Annotated in this window: 17 protein-coding genes; 8 read left to right on the top strand and 9 right to left on the bottom strand. The window is 66.1% G+C overall.

Annotated elements, in window-relative coordinates:
- Positions 1-17 precede the first annotated feature (17 nt).
- From T8K17_RS11490 to petA, 3 genes are read right to left on the bottom strand one after another with little or no spacing between them, the layout of a single operon-like run.
- Entirely contained in the window at positions 18-800 is a 783-nt protein-coding gene (locus T8K17_RS11490; protein WP_322334647.1) for a cytochrome c1, read from the bottom strand.
- Complete coding sequence (locus T8K17_RS11495) at positions 800-2,053, bottom strand: cytochrome b/b6 (protein ID WP_322334648.1); 1,254 nt, start codon at positions 2,051-2,053, stop codon at positions 800-802. Before T8K17_RS11495 ends, T8K17_RS11490 begins: the two co-directional genes overlap by 1 nt.
- Positions 2,054-2,069: 16 nt before the next feature.
- Complete coding sequence (gene petA, locus T8K17_RS11500) at positions 2,070-2,600, bottom strand: ubiquinol-cytochrome c reductase iron-sulfur subunit (protein ID WP_322334649.1); 531 nt, start codon at positions 2,598-2,600, stop codon at positions 2,070-2,072.
- A gap of 189 nt (positions 2,601-2,789) precedes the next feature.
- On the opposite strand from petA, the gene T8K17_RS11505 reads away from it, so the two are divergent.
- Positions 2,790-3,242 carry a tRNA (cytidine(34)-2'-O)-methyltransferase gene (locus tag T8K17_RS11505; RefSeq protein ID WP_322334650.1) on the top strand — a complete coding sequence of 151 codons (453 nt, stop codon included), beginning with the start codon at positions 2,790-2,792 and terminating at the stop codon, positions 3,240-3,242.
- 214 nt (positions 3,243-3,456) lie between these two features.
- Here the strand turns inward: T8K17_RS11505 and T8K17_RS11510 are convergent, their stop codons facing one another.
- Positions 3,457-4,860, bottom strand: coding sequence for a M20 family metallopeptidase (locus tag T8K17_RS11510; protein ID WP_322334651.1), 1,404 nt, complete (start codon positions 4,858-4,860; stop codon positions 3,457-3,459).
- Between the two features lie 105 nt (positions 4,861-4,965).
- Here T8K17_RS11510 and T8K17_RS11515 point away from each other — a divergent pair, with 105 nt between their 5' ends.
- From T8K17_RS11515 to T8K17_RS11525, 3 genes are read left to right on the top strand one after another with little or no spacing between them, the layout of a single operon-like run.
- Positions 4,966-5,811 carry a ferritin-like domain-containing protein gene (locus T8K17_RS11515; protein ID WP_322334652.1) on the top strand — a complete coding sequence of 282 codons (846 nt, stop codon included), beginning with the start codon at positions 4,966-4,968 and terminating at the stop codon, positions 5,809-5,811.
- 10 nt (positions 5,812-5,821) lie between these two features.
- On the top strand, positions 5,822-7,645 hold the full coding sequence (locus tag T8K17_RS11520) for an adenylate/guanylate cyclase domain-containing protein (RefSeq protein WP_322334653.1): 1,824 nt from the start codon (positions 5,822-5,824) through the stop codon (positions 7,643-7,645).
- Positions 7,635-8,594: a D-2-hydroxyacid dehydrogenase gene (locus T8K17_RS11525; protein WP_322334654.1), complete on the top strand. Its 960-nt coding sequence runs from the start codon at positions 7,635-7,637 to the stop codon at positions 8,592-8,594. The genes T8K17_RS11520 and T8K17_RS11525 overlap by 11 nt, the downstream gene beginning before the upstream one ends.
- A gap of 131 nt (positions 8,595-8,725) precedes the next feature.
- Here T8K17_RS11525 and T8K17_RS11530 read toward each other — a convergent pair whose 3' ends face one another.
- On the bottom strand, positions 8,726-9,178 hold the full coding sequence (locus T8K17_RS11530; protein WP_322334655.1) for a DUF3429 domain-containing protein: 453 nt from the start codon (positions 9,176-9,178) through the stop codon (positions 8,726-8,728).
- A gap of 133 nt (positions 9,179-9,311) precedes the next feature.
- Between T8K17_RS11530 and T8K17_RS11535 the strand changes: the two genes are divergently transcribed.
- Positions 9,312-10,073, top strand: coding sequence for an SDR family NAD(P)-dependent oxidoreductase (locus T8K17_RS11535; RefSeq protein ID WP_322334656.1), 762 nt, complete (start codon positions 9,312-9,314; stop codon positions 10,071-10,073).
- A gap of 124 nt (positions 10,074-10,197) precedes the next feature.
- On the opposite strand, the gene T8K17_RS11540 is transcribed toward T8K17_RS11535, so the two are convergent.
- Positions 10,198-10,644, bottom strand: coding sequence for a metallopeptidase family protein (locus tag T8K17_RS11540; protein ID WP_322334657.1), 447 nt, complete (start codon positions 10,642-10,644; stop codon positions 10,198-10,200).
- Positions 10,645-10,803: 159 nt separating this feature from the next.
- Between T8K17_RS11540 and T8K17_RS11545 the strand changes: the two genes are divergently transcribed.
- The 3 genes from T8K17_RS11545 to T8K17_RS11555 all read left to right on the top strand — a co-directional run bounded on the left by T8K17_RS11545 (position 10,804) and on the right by T8K17_RS11555 (position 13,167).
- A complete protein-coding gene (locus tag T8K17_RS11545; RefSeq protein ID WP_322334658.1) occupies positions 10,804-11,589 on the top strand; it encodes a 3-hydroxybutyrate dehydrogenase in 786 nt (261 codons plus the stop codon).
- On the top strand, positions 11,589-12,743 hold the full coding sequence (locus T8K17_RS11550) for a patatin-like phospholipase family protein (protein ID WP_322334659.1): 1,155 nt from the start codon (positions 11,589-11,591) through the stop codon (positions 12,741-12,743). The genes T8K17_RS11545 and T8K17_RS11550 overlap by 1 nt, the downstream gene beginning before the upstream one ends.
- Positions 12,744-12,861: 118 nt before the next feature.
- Positions 12,862-13,167, top strand: coding sequence for a 4a-hydroxytetrahydrobiopterin dehydratase (locus T8K17_RS11555; protein WP_322334660.1), 306 nt, complete (start codon positions 12,862-12,864; stop codon positions 13,165-13,167).
- A 26-nt stretch (positions 13,168-13,193) separates the two neighbouring features.
- On the opposite strand, the gene T8K17_RS11560 is transcribed toward T8K17_RS11555, so the two are convergent.
- From T8K17_RS11560 to T8K17_RS11570, 3 genes are all read right to left on the bottom strand, one after another.
- Positions 13,194-15,266, bottom strand: a complete 2,073-nt coding sequence (locus tag T8K17_RS11560) for an elongation factor G (protein WP_322334661.1) — start codon at positions 15,264-15,266, stop codon at positions 13,194-13,196.
- Between the two features lie 300 nt (positions 15,267-15,566).
- Positions 15,567-16,499: an FkbM family methyltransferase gene (locus T8K17_RS11565; RefSeq protein ID WP_322334662.1), complete on the bottom strand. Its 933-nt coding sequence runs from the start codon at positions 16,497-16,499 to the stop codon at positions 15,567-15,569.
- A gap of 197 nt (positions 16,500-16,696) precedes the next feature.
- Positions 16,697-18,013: an MFS transporter gene (locus T8K17_RS11570; RefSeq protein WP_322334663.1), complete on the bottom strand. Its 1,317-nt coding sequence runs from the start codon at positions 18,011-18,013 to the stop codon at positions 16,697-16,699.
- Between the last annotated feature and the right edge of the window lie 124 nt (positions 18,014-18,137).

Raw genomic sequence — 18,137 nt, forward strand, 5'->3', positions numbered from 1 at the left:
CGATGAGGGGACGCCGCTTAGTGGACGTCGGCCCAGATCTTGCGCTTGGTGGCGTAGAGCAGGCCGGTGAACACCAGCAGGAAGATGAGGGTCATGACACCCGCGCGCTTCCGCTCCTCCATCTCCGGCTCCGACGCCCAGGCGAGGAAGGTGGCCAGATCCTCGGCCTCCTGCTCGATCGTGCTGGCGGTGCCGTCGGCGAAGGTCACGTCGTCGCCGTAGAGCGGCTGCGCCATGGCGATCTGATGGCCCGGGAAGTAGGCGTTGTAGTTCATGCCGGGCATCAGGTTGAAGTCGGCAGGCGGTTCCACATAGCCGGTCAGCAGGGCGCGGACGTAGTTGGCGCCGTCCGGCCGTGCCTTCACGATCAGCGACAGGTCCGGCGGATAGGCGCCGCCGTTGGCCGCGCGGGCCGCCTGCTCGTTCGGGAACGGAGACACGAAGCGGTCGGACGGCTTGCCCGGACGCTCGAACATCTCGCCGTCGTCGTTCGGGCCGTCCATCACGGTGGCCTCGGCGGCGATCGCCTTGACCTCGTCCTCGTTGTAGCCGAGGTCCTCGAGGTTGCGGTAGGCGACGTAGCTCAGGGCGTGACAGCCGGCGCAGACGTTCTTGTACACCTGGAAACCACGCTGCAGAGCGCCGCGGTCATAGGTGCCGAACGGGCCGCTGAACGACCACTCGTGCTGCGGCAGTTCGATCGCCTCACCCGCGGCCGAAGCCGGGGTGGAGAGAGCGAAGGACCAGGCGCCGGCCGCGATCGCGACGGCCGCGATGGTGGTGGAAAGACGCGCGATCATCAGACTTTCTCCCTCGGTGCGGCGGTGGCTCCGGCGAAACCGCCCCCGGCGCCAAGCACCGGCTCGCTGATCGACTTCGGCAGCGGCTTGGGCGTCTCGAAGATGCTCAGGGCCGGCAGAATGATCAGGAAGTGGATGAAGTAGTAGGCGGTGGCGATACGGGAGAGGACGACGTAGATGCCCTCCGCCGGCTTGCCGCCGAGATAGGTCAGCGCCACCACGTCGACCACCAGGATCCAGAAGAAGATCTTGAAGATCGGGCGGAACTGGCCGCTGCGGACCGGCGAGCGGTCGAGCCACGGCAACACGAACAGCACCGCGATGGCACCGAACATGAACAGGACGCCGCCGAGCTTGTCCGGGATCGCACGCAGGATCGCGTAGAACGGCAGGAAGTACCACTCAGGCACGATATGCGCCGGCGTCACCAGGGGATTGGCCGGGATGTAGTTGTCCGGGTGGCCCAGGAAGTTCGGCGCGAAGAAGATGAAGGCCGAGAAGAAGATCAGGAAGACGCCCAGTCCGAACGCATCCTTGATCGTGTAGTACGGATGGAACGGGATCTGATCCTTCGGACCCTTCACGTCGATGCCCAGCGGGTTGTTCGACCCGAAACGGTGCAGCGCGACGATGTGCAGCACCACCACGCCGACGATCACGAACGGCAGCAGGAAGTGCAGCGAGAAGAACCGGTTCAGGGTCGCGTTATCGACCGAGAAGCCGCCCCACAGCCAGGTGACGATCGACTCGCCGACCAGCGGGATGGCCGAGAACAGGTTGGTGATCACGGTGGCGCCCCAGAAGCTCATCTGGCCCCACGGCAGCACGTAGCCCATGAACGCCGTCGCCATCATCAGCAGCATGATGACCACGCCGAGCATCCACAGGATCTCGCGCGGCGCCTTGTACGAGCCGTAGTACAGCCCGCGGAAGATGTGGATGTAGACGACGATGAAGAAGAAGCTGGCGCCGTTCATGTGGATGTAACGGATCAGCCAGCCGTAGTTGACGTCGCGCATGATGCGCTCGACGCTGGCGAAGGCATGGTCCACATGCGGCGTGTAGTGCATCGCCAGCGTGATGCCGGTGACGATCATGATCACCAGCGCGATACCGGCCAGCGACCCGAAGTTCCACCAATAGCTCAGGTTCTTCGGGGTGGGGTACTCATGCATCTCATGGTGCATGAAGGTGAAGACGGGGAGGCGATGGTCGATCCACCGCACCACCGGATTCGAGAAATTAGCAGCCATGCTCCGGCGCTCCCTCTTAACCGATACGGATGACGGTGTCGGAAATGTACTGATATTCCGGCACGGCGAGGTTCAGAGGCGCCGGACCGCGGCGAATGCGGCCTGACGTGTCGTAGTGCGAGCCGTGGCAGGGGCAGAACCAACCGCCGTAGTCGCCCTTCGGATCGGACACGCTCTGGCCGAGCGGCACGCACCCGAGATGCGTACAGACGCCGACCATCACCAGATATTCTGGCTTCTCGACGCGCTCGTCGTCGGTCTGCGGATCGCGCAGCTCGTCGAGGGGAACCTCGCGGGCCTCCTCGATCTCGGCCGGCGTCCGGTGCCGCACGAAGACGGGCTTGCCGCGCCAGGTCAGCGTCACCGACTGGCCTTCGGCCACCGTCGAGACGTCGAATTCGATGCTGGCGAGCGCCAGGGTGTCGGCGGCCGGGTTCATCTGGTCGATGAACGGCCAGGCGACGCAAGCCGCGCCCACCGCACCTACGGCGGTAGTCGTGATAATCAGGAAGTCGCGGCGGGAGTCGCCTTCGTGGGTTTCGGCCATGGTTCTCCACTCGTCCTAGGTGGCGCTCGACGGGTTTCCGGCCCGCGTGCCGGATCGTCAGGCACTATCGACCAATGGCGCAGGAACGCAACGCGACCCGCTGTCGCAAATACCTCCGCCCCGATCCGGCATGCGTATAGCGCAGCAATCTGCCTTTTGCAAAGCATCGCGAGGCGTTTAGATGCGGCTATGCGCCTCGTTCTGTACCAGCCCGACATTCCCCAGAACGCCGGAACCATCCTCCGGCTCGCCGCCTGCCTTGGGGTTGAGGTCGATGTGATCGAGCCCTGCGGCTTCGTGTGGTCCGACCAGAGGATGCGGCGCGCGGGCATGGATTACCTGGAATTCGCGGCGGTCCGGCGGCACAGCTCGTGGGAGGCGTTTCTCTCCGGCCGGGCCCCGGGACGGCTGGTTCTGGCGACTACGAAGGGCGCGGTGACGCTGCCCGACGCGCGGTTCGAGCCGGACGACCATCTGATCCTCGGCCGCGAAAGCGCCGGTGTGCCGGACGAAGTCCACGCGGCCGCCGATCTGGCGGTGAAGGTGCCGATGGTGGCGGGTGCGCGCTCGCTGAACGTGGCGGTGAGCGCCGGTATCCTGCTCAGCGAAGGCCTGCGCCAGACCGGCGGCTGGCCGGGGTAGAGCCAACACCCTGCCCCTCGTTGCGTGCTCCCCGGCCTCGTGCAGGGGTCTACGCTGAAAGCCTTCCCGACCGTTTGAGAAATTGCCCGGACGCCCGTGCGGCCCGTCTGTGGGTCCCGGCACGAGACCGGGAAGTGTTTGGGCCGGGAAGTGTTTGGAGTGAAAGGGTGGGCGGACCGGGGCCCGGCATCGGGTCCCGGCCGCCAATGTCAGGTCACTTCCCCGGGAACCCGTCGCCCAGGTCCCAGAACAGGCCGGTCATCATCTCCAGCCCTTCTCGCATGAGGCCCGGCAGCACGTGCTCGTTCGGGGCGTGCTGGGAGCAGCCGGTATAGCTGTGCGGCACCCAGATCGTCGGCATGCCGATGCCGTTCAGGAAGATGTCGTTCGGCAGGGAGCCGCCGGCATTGGGGATCACCGTCACCTTCTTGCCGGTGGTCTTCTCCATGGACTTCACCGCCCACGGCACCGCCGGATGATCCGGATCGAGCCGCGAGGCGCGCAGCATCGACATGCGGGCCGGCTCCACCGTGACGTCGCCGTACCCGTTCGCCGCCAGGTGCTCGCGGATCGTCGGCAGGAACACGTCCGGGTCGGTATCGACGACGAAGCGGATCTGACAGATCGCCTCGGCGAAGGGCGGCACGGCGTTCTGCGGCTTCTCCGGATCGCCGGTGATGAACGACAGCACCTCGAAGGTGTTCCAGCCGAAGACCTTCTCCGCCAGGGTCAGCCCCGGCTCGCCCCACCACGGATCGATCTCGGGATCGTCGGGGCCGGACTCGACCTTCACGTGGCCCAGTGCGTCGCGGACCGAGTTCTTGATCTGCGCCGGCTTCAGTTCCGGCAGCAGGATCTTGCCCTCGCGGCCGACGATGCCGGTCAGCGCGTGCATCAGCACGATCGCCGGGTTGGCCAGCAGCCCGCCCCAGTTGCCGGAATGGTGGCCGCCCTCGCGGTATTCCAGGCGGAAGCGGATGTTCAGCCCGCCGCGAGTGCCCAGCTTGATGTCCGGCCCGTCGGTGGAGAAGCGCGGCCCGTCCGACGCGATCAGCAGGTCTGCGGCAAGCATGTCCTTGTTGTCCCGGCAGAACTCGGCCAGACCCGGCGAGCCCATCTCCTCGGCCATCTCGATCAGGAAGGTGACGTTGTAGCCGAGCTTGCCACGGGTCTCGATGACGTGGCGCATCGCCTCCATGTTGATGGCGTGCTGGCCCTTGTTGTCGGCGGTGCCCCGGCCGTACCAGCGCTCGCCCGACGGGGTCTGCGCGACCTCTAGCGTCCAGGGCTCGCGGTTCTCGGCCCAGCGGCCTTCCTCGCCCGGGACCGTGTCGCCGTGGCCGTAGCAGAACAGGGTCGGCAGGCTCGGGTCCTCGACCCGCTTGGCGACCAGGAACGGCGCGCGGTCGAGCAGGGTGTTCGGAAAAATCTCGACGCTGAAACCCATGGCCTCGAAGCGTTGGCGCATCATCCGGTCGAGGTAGTCCAGCAGGTCGGCCCGATGCTCTTCCTCGCGGCTGGAGGTCTGAACGGCCACCCGTTCCGCCAGTTCGGCACGGAATCCGCCCGAATCGAAATACTCCCGCACCGCATCGATCGCTGCTTCGCGCGTAGTCATCTAGTCACCTCTGTATCTGGAACACGCATTTTTTTCGTGGATTGGGACGACCATAAGCGGGCAGGCGGGTGCACGGAATACTCAGTCGCGCTACATCAGTGCGGCATGGAGTTCACCGATCTCAGTCAGGCCGCCGTCGCCGTGCTCGAAACGGCCGATGCCCGGGCCAAGGCGGCGCTGGGCCGACGGGCCGCCGCGGCATGGCGATCGGGTGCGCTTCCTCTTGCCCATTCGGTGTCCCCGCCGGACCGGCCCGGCCGCCCACCTGAGCCGCCGCTGCTGCCGCCCCGGCGGGTGAAGAAGCGCAAGATCACCTCCGAGACGCGCGGCCGCATCGCCCTGCTGCACGCCCTGGCGCATATCGAGCTGAACGCCGTCGACCTGGCGTGGGACGCGGTGGTGCGCTTCCCCGATGCCGGGTTCCCACGCGCCTATGTGGACGACTGGGTGCGGGTAGGGGACGAGGAATCCAAGCATTTCCTGCTGATCGCCGACCGGCTGGAGGAGCTCGGCTCGCGCTACGGTGCGCTGCCGGCCCATGACGGGTTGTGGCAGGCCGCGGTGGAGACGGCGGACGATCCGCTGGCCCGCCAGGCGGTGGTGCCGCTGGTGCTGGAGGCGCGCGGCCTCGATGTCACCCCGCCGATGATCGCCAAGCTGCGCGAGGTCGGCGACGATGCCTCCGCCGACATCCTCCAGATCATCCACGACGACGAGATCGGCCATGTGGCGGTGGGCAAGCGCTGGTTCGACCATCTCTGTGACGCCCGCGGACTGGAGCCGGTCTCGACCTGGCAGACGATCGTGCGCGCCCGGTTCCGGGGCGGGGTGAAGCCGCCCTTCAACATCCCTTCCCGCGAGGCGGCGGGGTTCGACGCGGCGTTCTACGGCCCGCTCGGCGAAGAATATCTCGCCGGGCAACGCCAGGGTCGCAACGAGGCGGCGGAATGAGGCGGCGGCCGTGAAGAGCCACACCATCGTGTGGGAGTTCGATCACCCGCCCGAGGTGATCTGGCCGCTGCTTGCCGACACCGGCCGATTCAACGAGGCGGCGGGACTGCCGAAACATCAGATCCGCCAGGTCGAACAACCCGACGGTTCCGTCCGGTTCTTCGCCGAGGCCAATGTCGGTCCGTTCGCCCTGGCCTGGGAGGAGATCCCGGTCGAATGGGTCACCGACCGCTGGTTCCGGCACGAACGGCGGTTCTCCCGCGGCCCCCTGGCCGTGCTGGTTGCCACCGCCGAGCTGGAGAAGACCAACGGCGGATGCCGCTGCCTCTACCGCATGGAGGTGGAGCCGGCGAACCTGATCGGACGGGTGATGTTGGCGACCCGGTTCTTCTCGGCATCCGAAAAGACCTTCAACCGGCTGGTGGACGAGGTCCGCCGGTTCGCGGCGGGCAAGGGCGATCAGGTCTTCATGTCGAAGCGGGTGGTGCTGGACGCCGAGCGCAGCCAGCGCCTCGAGCGTATCGTCGCCGACATCAACGCCAGCCCGAACGGCCATGGCCTGGGGACCCGGCTGGCGGATTTCATTCTCGACGCACAGGAAATGGACCTGATGCGCATCCGGCCCCGGCGTCTCGCCCGGCAGTGGCGGGCCGATCCCCTGGCGGTAACCGAACTCTGCCTGGAGGCGGTGCGAGACGGCCTACTGGAATCGCGCTGGGACCTGCTGTGCCCGCGCTGCCGCGGCGCCCAGCTGTCGGTTTCCTCGCTAGACCGGGTGCCGGCGAGCGCCCATTGCGACTCCTGCAACATCAGCTACGACCGCGACTTCTCCCGGAACGTGGAACTGAGCTTCCAGCCGGCCCCTGCCATCCGGCCGGTGCAGGACGGAGAGTTCTGCCTGTTCGGCCCGATGTCGATGCCGCATGTGATCCTGCAGGTCGCGCTGGATCCGGGTGAGAGCCGGACGGTGCCGGCGGGGCTGGCGCCGGGCGCCTACCGCTACCGCACCCTGGAGACCGGCGGCCAGTGCGACGTCGAGATCGACGGGCCGGCACCGACATTGGTCGTGGACGGCGCCCAGGTGACGGCCCAAGCGCCGTCGCCGGCGGGGATGCTGGTGCTGCGGAACGAGGGCGACGTCCGACGGACGCTGGTGGTGGAGTCGCGCGCCTGGGTCGCCGATGCGTTGACGGCGCACGAGGTCACCACCCTGCAGGCGTTCCGCGACCTGTTCTCCAACGCGGTCCTGCATCCGGGCGACCAGGTCTCCATCGCCCAGATCGCGCTCATGTTCACCGACCTGCAGGGCTCCACGGCCCTCTACGAGAGGATCGGCGACGCCAACGCCTACCAGCTCGTGCGCGAGCATTTCGCCTATCTCGGCCGGATCGTGCGCGGCCATCGCGGGGCGATCGTGAAGACCATCGGCGACGCTGTGATGGCCGCCTTCGCCGAGCCGGCGGACGCGGTGCGCGCCGCCCTCGCGGTGCAGGAAGGCACGGCGGCGTTCAACGCGGCGCTGAGCGAGCGGACCGGTGCCGCGGCGCCGATCTCCATCAAGATCGGCGTTCATGCCGGGCCGAGCATTGCTGTCACGCTGAATGACCGGCTGGACTATTTCGGCTCCATGGTCAATCTGGCAGCCCGAATCCAGGGCTTGGCCGCCGGCGGCGACGTGGTGGTGAGCGGCCAGCTCGCCGCCGATCCCTCCGTGATGCTGCTGGTGACGCAAGGTCGCCGTGAGCGGGCGCTGGTCCGGGGCCTGAGCGAGCCGGTCGATGTCGTCCGGCTCTCCTATGACCGAGTGACGAAAGAGGAAGAAGATGGCGGATAAGCCGCTGATGCTGCTGTGGACCGATGGCGCGCCGATCTATGTGGAGGCGCTCGCCGCCGCGGGACTGGGCGACCGGCTGCGGCTGGAAGGGATCGACCGGGCGGACGCGCCGAGCGAGGCGCAGAAGGCTGAGGCCGAGATGGTGCTCGCCTGGGGTGCGCCGGCGGGGCTGCTGGCCGAGATGCCGAAGCTGCGCTGGGTGCAGACCACCACGGCGGGTGTGGAAGCCTGGCTGTCGCGGCCGGACCTGTCCGACGGTCTGCTGCTGACCGCGGCCAAGGGCGTGCACCGGGTGCAGATGCCGGAGAACATCCTGGCCGCCCTGTTCCACGCCACCAAGCCGATCGCCGCCGCCGCCCTCGACCAGCAGGCGTCCAAGTGGACCCGCCGGGTCGCTGTGCCGTTGGCCGGCAAGACGCTGGGGATTCTCGGCCTGGGCACGATCGGCGCCGAGCTCGCCCGCAAGGCCGCCGCGCTGGAGCTGCGGGTGGTCGGCGTGCGCCGGACGCCGGGCGAGGTCGCCCATGTGGAGACGGTCTATGCGCCGCAGGACACCGACCGGATGCTGGCGGAGGCCGATTTCGTCCTGAACCTGCTGCCGGTGACCCCCGATACCCTGTCCTTCATGAACGCCGAGCGTTTTGCGGCTATGCGGCCGGGCGCCTGGTTCCTGAATTTCGGGCGCGGGGCGACGGTGGTCGACGCCGATCTGATCGCCGCGGTGACCGGCGGGACCATCGCCGGGGCGGTGCTGGACGTCTTCCGGCAGGAGCCGCTGCCGGCAGACGATCCGTTCTGGACGACGCCGGGGATCAGCGTCTGGCCGCATGTGGGCGGGCTGCACCCGGACCGCGACGCCATCGTCGCCGAACTGGTGGTGGAGAACACCGCCCGCTACCTGGATGGCCGGCCGCTGCTGCATCAGGTGGATCGGAACCGGGGGTATTGAGGGGGCCGCTCGCCCTCTCCCCACATTGTCTTCCCGCCCCTTCGACACGCCCCTGCGGGGCTGCTCAGGACAAGGTCGTTTCAAGGTGATCGACCTCGTCCTGAGCATGAGCGGAGCGACGTGTCGAAGGGCTAGGCCATCACCTTCACCAGACTGGCCCCCAGGCTCGCCACGGCGATGGCCGACAGATATTTCCGCAGGATCCCGTACCAGCCGGGAAACCAGCCCTGGGCGGTGGCGGAGCGGTCGATCAGATAGGCCGCCACCAGACCGCCCACCAGCAGCACGATCGCCAGGTCCGGCTTGGCGAGGGCGGCGACCCAGGCCAGCAGGGCGGGCGTGACGCTCCAGGCCAACGGCCGCCACAGCGCCTCGCCGTCAAGTCCGCTGCCGAGCGCCCGGCCCCAATGCACCGCGCCGAGGAAGGCCAGGATCGCGCAGCCGTAATAGACCTGCGCGTTCAGCACCACCCAGTCCCAGGGGGTGTCCAGCACCCACACGCCGACGGCGCCGGCGACGAAGGGGATCGCGCCGCCGAAGCCGAGCAGGCGGGCGGGAACGGGGATGTCTGTGAGGGTCGCCATGGCGGTCTCGGTCTCCAATGCATGCAGCGTGGCTCGTTCTGGCCGGTCTCGTCCTAGCCGGTCTCGTCCTGGCCCGGGCGATCTGATATCACCGGGGCCGCGAGAACAGATAGACCGCGACGGGAGCAAGACGATGGATCTCAAGGGCAAGGGCGCGTTGGTGACGGGCAGCGGCAGCGGGCTGGGAGCGGCGACCGCACGGGCGCTGGCGGCGCGCGGGGCGAAGGTGGCGCTGCTCGACGTGAACCTCGACGCGGCCAAGGCGCTGGCCGACGAGATCGGCGGCCTGGCGCTGTCCTGCGACGTCTCCGACGCGGCCTCGGCCGAAGCGGCGGTGGCCCGGGCGGGCGAGGCCCATGGCGCGCCGGTGTTGCTGGTGAACTGCGCGGGCATCGCCCCTGCCAAGCGCATCGTCGGCCGCGACGGGCCGATGGCTTTGGCCGATTTCAAAAAGGTGATCGACGTCAACCTGGTCGGCAGCTTCAACCTGATCCGCCTCGCCGGTGCCGCCATGGCCGGGAACGAGCCGGATGGCGACGGCCAGCGCGGCGTCATCGTTTCGACCGCCAGCGTGGCCGCTTTCGAGGGTCAGATCGGCCAGTCGGCCTATGCGGCGTCCAAGGGCGGGGTGCATTCCCTGACCCTGGTGGCGGCCCGCGAGTTCGCCCGGACCGGCATCCGGGTCTGCGCCATCGCGCCGGGGATCTTCGGCACCCCGATGGTGCTCGGCATGCCCCAGGAGGTCCAGGACAGCCTCGCCGCCCAGATCCCTTTCCCCTCGCGCCTCGGCAAGCCGGAGGAATTCGCCCGGCTGGTGGAGAGCATCGTCGACAACCCGATGCTCAACGGCGAGACCATCCGGCTCGACGGTGCCATCCGCATGGGTGCGAAGTAGGGGGCACTGCACGCCAAGCCAACCGAAGCCGTCGTCCTGACGCACGTCAGGATCTGCGGTGAACAGGCGCCGGTGGCTTGGTCCTGAAGCGAGTTCAGGACGACGGGGAAGGGGCAGCGGGTGACTAAGCCCGGCCCGCCGGCGCGTTCGTCTCTTCCTCGTCGGCCAGCCGTTCCAGCTCTTCCATCTCGCTGTCGCTGTAGCCGTAGTGGTGCCCGATCTCGTGGATCAGCACGTGACGGACCACGGAATAGAGGTCGTCGCCGCTCTCGATCCAGTAGTCGAGGATGGACCGCCGATACAGGAACACCCGGTCCAGATCCGCCGGCGTCTCGCCGGTCGACCGGTGGTTCAGCGGCACTCCCTGGTACAGGCCGAGCAGGTCGAACGGCGTCTCCAGGTCCATGGCCTCGCAGATCTCGTCGTCGGGGAAATCCTCGACCAGGATCGCGAGACCCGAGAGCGGCTTCAACAGCTCCTGGGGAACGTTCGACAGGGCGTCCTCCGCCAGTGCCGCCATCTGGTCGATGGTGGGGGCGAGGATTCCGGGACGGGCTTTCTGTGCGCACATGAGCGCAGCTATAACCGCTTCCGCGGCACAGGGAAAGTTTGCCGCACCGCCCGGCCGCACAGAAAAGGTTGCGCCTGCGCGGCCGCGGCTCAAATTGTGCAGTGCAACGAATATTCGGCCGGCCCGATCCGCCGGTCTGCGAACCAAAGGAAAATCGACATGAGCCTCAAAGGCAAATCCGCCGTCGTCACCGGTTCGACCAGCGGCATCGGTCTCGGCATCGCCAGGGCGCTGGCGGCCGAGGGGGCCGACATCATGCTCAACGGCTTCGGCGACGCGCAGGAGATCGAGGAGATCCGGGCCGGCCTCGAGACGGAGTTCGGGATCAAGGCCGCCTTCGACGGCGCCGATCTGACCAAGGGCGATCAGGCCAAGAACCTCGTCGCCGAGGCGGAAAAGGCGTTCGGCAAGGTGGACATCCTGGTCAACAACGCCGGGATCCAGACGGTGGCGCCGGTCGACGAGTTCCCGGAAGACCGCTGGGAACTGATCGTCTCGCTCAACCTGTCCTCCAACTTCTACACCACCAAGGCAGCACTGCCGGGCATGAAGAAGCGCGGCTGGGGCCGGATCATCAACATCGCCTCGGCCCACGGGCTGGTGGCCTCGCCGTACAAGGCCGCCTACGTCGCGGCCAAGCACGGCGTCGTCGGCTTCACCAAGGTTGTGGCGCTGGAGACGGCCGAGCAGGGCATCACCTGCAACGCCATCTGCCCGGGATTTGTGAAGACCCCGCTGGTCGAAGGCCAGATCGGCGAGCAGGCCAAGGCCAATCACATGACCGAGGAAGAGGTCGTGCGGAACGTCATCCTGGCCAGTCAGCCGACCAAGAAGTTCGTCGAGGTCGACGATCTCGGCGCCTTGGCGGTGTTCCTGGCCGGCGACAATGCCGGCTCGATCACCGGCGCCGCCCTCCAGGTCGACGGCGGCTGGGTCGCTCGCTGATGGCCGGCCGCCGCCAGGGACCGAAGCACGGATCGGACGTGGCCAACGATCCGGTCCGCAAACGGGCCGAGGTTCCCGAGCATGTCCGCAAGGAGGCCGAGGCGGCGGTCGAGCCCAAACACGCGCGGTCGAAGGCGGGCCCGGAGATCAAGCGGATCAACCTCGCGCTCCAGGGCGGCGGCTCCCACGGGGCCTTCACCTGGGGCGTGCTGGACGGGTTGCTGGCCGATCCCCGGGTCGCGTTCGATTCGATTTCCGGGACCAGCGCCGGGGCGATGAACGCGGTGGTGATGGCCGCCGGCATGGCGGAGAACGGGGCTCAGGGCGCCCGCGACAAGCTCGACGCCTTCTGGAACGCCATCGCCAAGGCCGGACGCTTCAGCCCGATCCAGCGCACCTGGATGGACCGGGTGATGGGCAACTGGCGGGTGGACAGCTCGCCCGGCTTCGTCGCGCTGGATTTCCTCAGCCGCTATCTGTCGCCCTATCAGACGAACCCGATGGGCCTCAATCCGCTGCGCGACGTGCTGGAGGACCTGGTCGATATCGATGGCATCGTCGCCCGCAGCGGGCTGAACCTGTACCTCAGCGCGACCAATGTGCGCTCGGGAAAGATCCGGGTATTCGACAACACGGAACTGTCGATCGACGCGGTCATGGCCTCGGCCTGCCTGCCGACCATGTACAAGGCCGTGGAGATCGACGGCGAGGCCTATTACGACGGCGGCTATATGGGCAACCCGGCTCTCTATCCGCTGATTTACAACTCCGCCTGCCGCGACATCGTCATCGTGCAGATCAACCCGCTGTACCGCGACTCCGTGCCGACCGACGCGCGGGAGATCATGGATCGGGTGAACGAGATTTCCTTCAACTCGACGCTGATGCGCGAGATGCGGGCCATCCACTTCGTGAACCGTCTGATCGCCGCCGGCAAGCTGGACCCGGAGGCCTACCGGGTGACCCGCATCCACATGATCGAGGCGACGGAGGAGATGCAGGACATGCATGCCTCCTCGAAGCTCAATGCCGAGCGGGCGTTCCTCCATCACCTGCGCGACATCGGCCGAACGGTGGCGCAGACCTGGTTGGAGGAGAGCTTCGGCTGCGTCGGCGAACAGTCGTCGATCGATGTCCGGGAGACGTTCCTGTAACCGGCCTGAAACCGGTGTCCGATGCCCCCGCCTTGCAACGATCGGCCGCGCCCCAACGTTGAACGGGTCGGGTCCGCATGCGGGCCCACCGAGAAACCTGACGGGAGACGACACCCCCATGGCCGACAAACTCAGCGCCGACGACCGCAGCGCCCACCTCGCCTCCATGAGCGGCTGGGCAGAGGGAGACGACGGCAAATCCATTCGCAAGACCTTCAAATTCGACGGCTTCGAGGCCGCCTGGGGCTTCATGACCCGCGTGGCGATCAAGGCCCAGACGCTGGACCACCACCCGGACTGGTCCAACGCCTACAGCACGGTGGAGGTGTCCCTGAGCACCCATGACGCCGGCGGGGTCACGGATCTCGACATCGAGCTGGCGAAGTACATGGACACGGCGGCGTCGAATACCGGGGGGAAGTAGCGCACCTCCTCCGGCGGCCAGACACGCTATCCCACCGCCGCGTCGTGATGCTCCACCACCCGGTCGGCGAGCCGCCCGGTCAGTTCCTGCAGGTGGTCGAAGCTCCAGGCGAAGAAGGCGAGCCCCTGGCTCTGCGCGCGCAGGTCCAGGATCAGGTCGTGCATCTCCGCCTCCGGCAGGTAGGCCGTCACCGCATCCCAGCCGGGCCAGCCCTCCTTGGTGTCGAAGCCGAGAATCTGGCCGCGCCGCGACGACAGGATGCCGTGGACCTTGCTGGTCGCCTCCGACGGCACGGAGATGGTGACCTGATGGATCGGCTCCAGCAGCACGGGTCCGGCCTTGGCCAGCGCATCCTGCAGACCCGACCGGGCGGCGATCTTGAAGGCCATGTCGGAGCTGTCGACCGAATGGTGCTGGCCGTCGGTCAGGGTCACCTTCACGTCGACCACCGGGAAGCCCAGCGGCCCCCGCCGGCAACCCTCGCGGCAGCCTTCCTCCACGGCCGGGATGTAGTTCTTCGGCACCGATCCGCCGACCACCTTTTCGGCGAAGGCGAAGCCCGTCCCGCGGGCGGTGGGCTCCACGGTGATGCGGATATCGGCGAACTGGCCGTGGCCGCCCGACTGCTTCTTGTGACGAGCGTGTTCCTCCACCCGGCTGCGGATGCTCTCGCGATAGGCGACTGACGGCTCGCTCAGGGTGACGTCGAGCTTGAAGCGCGACTTCAGCCGGTCGGCGGTCACCCGCAGATGGGTGTCTCCCTGACCCCAGAGCGTGAGTTCGCCCAGTTCCTGGTCCTGGCGCACCAGCAGGGAGGGATCTTCCTCCGACAGCTTGGCCAGGGCGCCGGACAGCTTCACCTCGTCATTTCGTTCCGACACGGTCATGGCGCGGGCAAAGACCGGCTGCGGCACTTCCGGCCAGCCGAGGCCGCCATCCGGGATGCCGCCGCCCGGTGTCAGGACGTCCCCCGTCTGGATCGGATCCATGCGGCCGAGCGCGACGACGTCGCCCGGATCGGCCGACGGGCGCTTGTCCAGCTTGCCGCCGGTGGCGGCGTAGATGCCCGATACCTTGACCCCGTTCAGGGTGTCCCCGTCCTTCACCGTGCCGCGCCAGACCCGGACATGGGACAGCTTACCCATATGCGGGGCGTGGACCGTCTTGAACACCTGAGCCATGGGCGCTTCGCCCTCGCCCAGGCCGCGTCTGGCGACCGTGGATGTGTGGTCCGGCGTCTCGTGGCGCAGCAGCTTCAGCAGGCGCTGCACGCCGTGATCGTGTTCGCCGGCCGCCAGCAGAACCGGTACCAGCTGGTCGGCGCTGAGGGTCTCTGCCAGATGGGCGTAGACCTCCTGCCGGTCCGGATCCATCTCCTCCAGAAGCTGCTCCAGCAGATGGTCGTCGAAGTCCGCCAGCGTCTCCAGCAACGCGTTGCGGGCTTCCGCCTCGCGGTCGGCCACCGAGCCTGGCAGCTCGATCAGGGCCGACGGCTCTCCCTCGCGATAGCGGTAGGCGCGTTCGCTCACCAGATCGACATAGCCGGTCACTTTGTCGCCGTCTCGGATCGGCACCTGGCGCAGGGCCAGGGGACGGGCCGAGAAGCCCTGCAGGGCGGCGAGGATGTCGCGCACGCTCTCGGAGGCCTGATCCATCTTGTTGACCAGCACCACATGGGGGATGCCGTGATCGTCGAGGAACTTGAGGATCGGGCCGGCGGCGGCGGCCTTGGCCGTTTCAGGCTCCACCACCACGATGGCGACATCGGCGATCATGCAGGCGTGGCGGGAGTCCAGAGTGAACTCGATGCCGCCGGGCGTGTCGATGAAGCTCCAGGTGTCGCCGAGATAGGTGCCGTGCCCGATCGACAGCTCGGTGCTCGCCCCGCGCTCCCGCGCTTCGGGGGCGGTATCGCCGACGGTGTTGCCGTCCTTGACGGTGCCCTTGCGGTCCACCGTTCCGGTGGCATGGAGCAGGGCTTCGAAGAGGCTGGTCTTGCCGGATTGGTAGGGACCGAGGATCGCGGCGCAGCGGGGCGCGCCGCCGCCGTGTCTGCCGCTGTCTGTCGCTCCGGCGTTGCCATTGGGATTGGAGGCCATGCTGTCTCTCCCGTCGCTCGCCCGGGTGGAGATCCCCGGAAGGAGCCTGGGAAAGGCGTTAAACGGGGGTGTCCCGGGTCATGTGCCCGAGGCCGCCCCGAGGGCCCGATGGCGAGCGCCGGGACGACCGGCGTCTATGTCCGCGTATTGAAGGACTCCGACGGCGAGGGCGCAAGGCGATTCGGGCTGAATCCCGGGTCAAACGTGCCAATCGGATCAGGATGAAGCGGGGCATGAGAAAATCAAACATCCTGCGCTACGCAATGTGTACTCAAGTCGCGGTTCAAAATTTTTTATGAACTAAAGAATTGGTCGGCTATGGTACCAACCAGAATTTTCAAAATCGCGTATGAAGAAAATATCTACATAGTTGTAATTTTTTTCTATTATATTTTCTATTTTAGAATGTTCCGTCATTTTATATATTATGCCATCTGGAGCAATTACCACAGACCTGTGAGTCTTCGTAAAAAACTCCATTAGTTCGCCAAACAAGAGTCCAAATTCATTGTTAGATATCTCAATGAGTCCGCAGCTTATATGAAATAGTTTCTCGTTCTTAATGTGCAAAAGAAGATCTAGGTCGGCGCCCTGGATGTCGCTCTTGTATACGATAGGTAAGTTTTTTTGTTTCCATTTAGAGCATTCTTCGGAAATATCTAGGGTCGTTTTGGTGAAATGGATGAGATCTTTCTTTAGTCTAAGAGATTTTTGAAAGTATTCGTGATTGAGAGACCCATATCCGTCGATATCAACTGTGTCGATGAATTCCTTTTCTTCGGAGGATTTCCAAACTGCCTCATTATTCAGGTGTATTACTGGAGTAGATAAATCCATATTTCTCTTAAGGTATGAAAATACCGATGGGTTTGCTTCATAACAATATATCTCGGCCGGGTTGAGTTTTGCTACCTGACGGGATATCAGTCCAATGTTTGCTCCAATATCAACAAAAACAAATTGGCCAAGGACATTTCTGACAATCCGTGAAAGCAATTCCATCGACACGACTTCATATTCCCCATCGACTAGGAATTCGCCGCTGATAGCTCCCCCGAAGGGAAGAAATAAAGGAGCGGAAATGCCATCGCTATTCTGTACATAAAGTCGGCTATTTTCTCCTGGTGCAACTGAAATGCTAAGGTTGCATCCAGATAGTTCGCTAATTTTTTTTAAATAATACTGAATATCCCCCGAACCTTTCTTTTTGCTGAGATAAATTCGGTCGTCCATGGTTGGCACCAGCCTCAAAAGGATCCAGATCCCGCTCCTGAACGAACGGCATCGTCAACCTGTGTGCGCATATCGTTTTCTGCCGACCCGGGGCAAGCCGGAAGTATCAGCCTTTTATAGACGTCTCAGCTCGAGGGGTCATGAGACACCGGCCGCTGACGATACCTGAAGGCAGCAGATTACGGTTGTTTCGCCAGTCAATCGGCCTCCGCCATCCGGCTGGCCTTCGGCATGGTGCGCGACAGCACGACGCCGAGGGCGGACAGGGCGCCGAGGACGATGACGGTGGTCGAGACGTTCGTGACTTCGGCAACGACCCCAAGCCCCATGAAGCCGATGGCGACGATCCCGGCGGCGGTGTTGGAGAAGGCGACATAGAGCGGCCGCTCCTCCTCCGGCGCGCCGTCGGCGAGATAGGTCTTGCGGCCGAGCCGGACCCCGGCGACCGCCACGCCGAGGATCAGGAACACCCCGGCGAAGGCCCAGTGGCGGCTCTCCTCCGGCACCACAGCAGGGAGGGCGAGGGCGGATGCCGCCGCGACCACGCCCAGAACGGCGCTGACCGTCATCACCTTGCGGGCGGAATCGTCGGAGAACGCGCCCCAGATCGGGCTGGACAGGACCGCCGCCAGACCGCTCGCCACCATATAGATGCCGAGATCGTCAAGGGTCGCTCCGGCATGGTTCTGGGCGAAAAGCACGAAGATCGGTGTCGCCATCTCGACGGACAGCAGGGCGGAGCGGGCGGCGAGGAAGCGGCGGAACCCCTTGACCTCGCGCATCAGCTTCACCCCGTGTCGTATCTCCTCCAACGGATCGCGCCCCTCGCCGGGCTCGCTCTTGTCCTCCGGAATGCCGGCGAAGAGAAGGGCTGCGGCGGCCCACAGTACCGCCGCGGCCCCGATCAGGATCAGCAGCGGCGACAGGGCGTCGGTGCCCGTCACGCCGGTGGACAACCAGACGCCGGTCGCCAGCGCGAAGGCGCCGCCGATGGCCGACCGGTTCGCCAGCATCCGGCCGCGCGCGCCCGACGGCACGGTCTTCGGCGTCACGTCCTGGAACGCAACCGAGCCGCAGCCGCTGGCGATGCTGAAGGCGAGCAGGAGGCCGACAATGCTCCACCCGGCCGCAGCCGCGGGGAACCACAGAGCCGCCGCCACCATCGTCAGCAGGCACAGGGCCTGGAGCAGGCCGGCGGCGACCCAGACCCATTTGCGTCGTGCCCGGGTCCGGATCCAGCCGGAGATCATGAGTTGCGGCAGGAGCGAGCCTGCCTGCTTGGCCGGCATCAGCATGGCGGCGATCCCCGAAGGGGCGGCGATGGCACCCAGCAGCCAGGGCAGTACAAGGTCCGGCCCCGCGAGTTTCTCCGCCAGCTTGGTGCAGGCGCCGTTGGCCACGTTCAGCAGGTAGGCGCGGGTGGCCTTGGGCTGCTCGGCGAGCTCTCCGGCGGCGTCTCCGGCGAGCAGATGGATGAGTTTCGGGGCGGCGGGCGCGGGGGTCTCGGTCGTCATTCCGTGAAACATGGATCGCTTGTGTGAAAAGGCAAAGCTCCTGTGACCTGCCAAATCCTCTCACCCCGAGTTGATTTGGCGTGTGCGATGCCGCGCGCTACCTCTCTAATGAGGAACGCGACAA

Source organism: Thalassobaculum sp. OXR-137, assembly GCF_034377285.1.
In the GTDB taxonomy this organism is placed as follows: Bacteria; Pseudomonadota; Alphaproteobacteria; order Thalassobaculales; family Thalassobaculaceae; genus Thalassobaculum.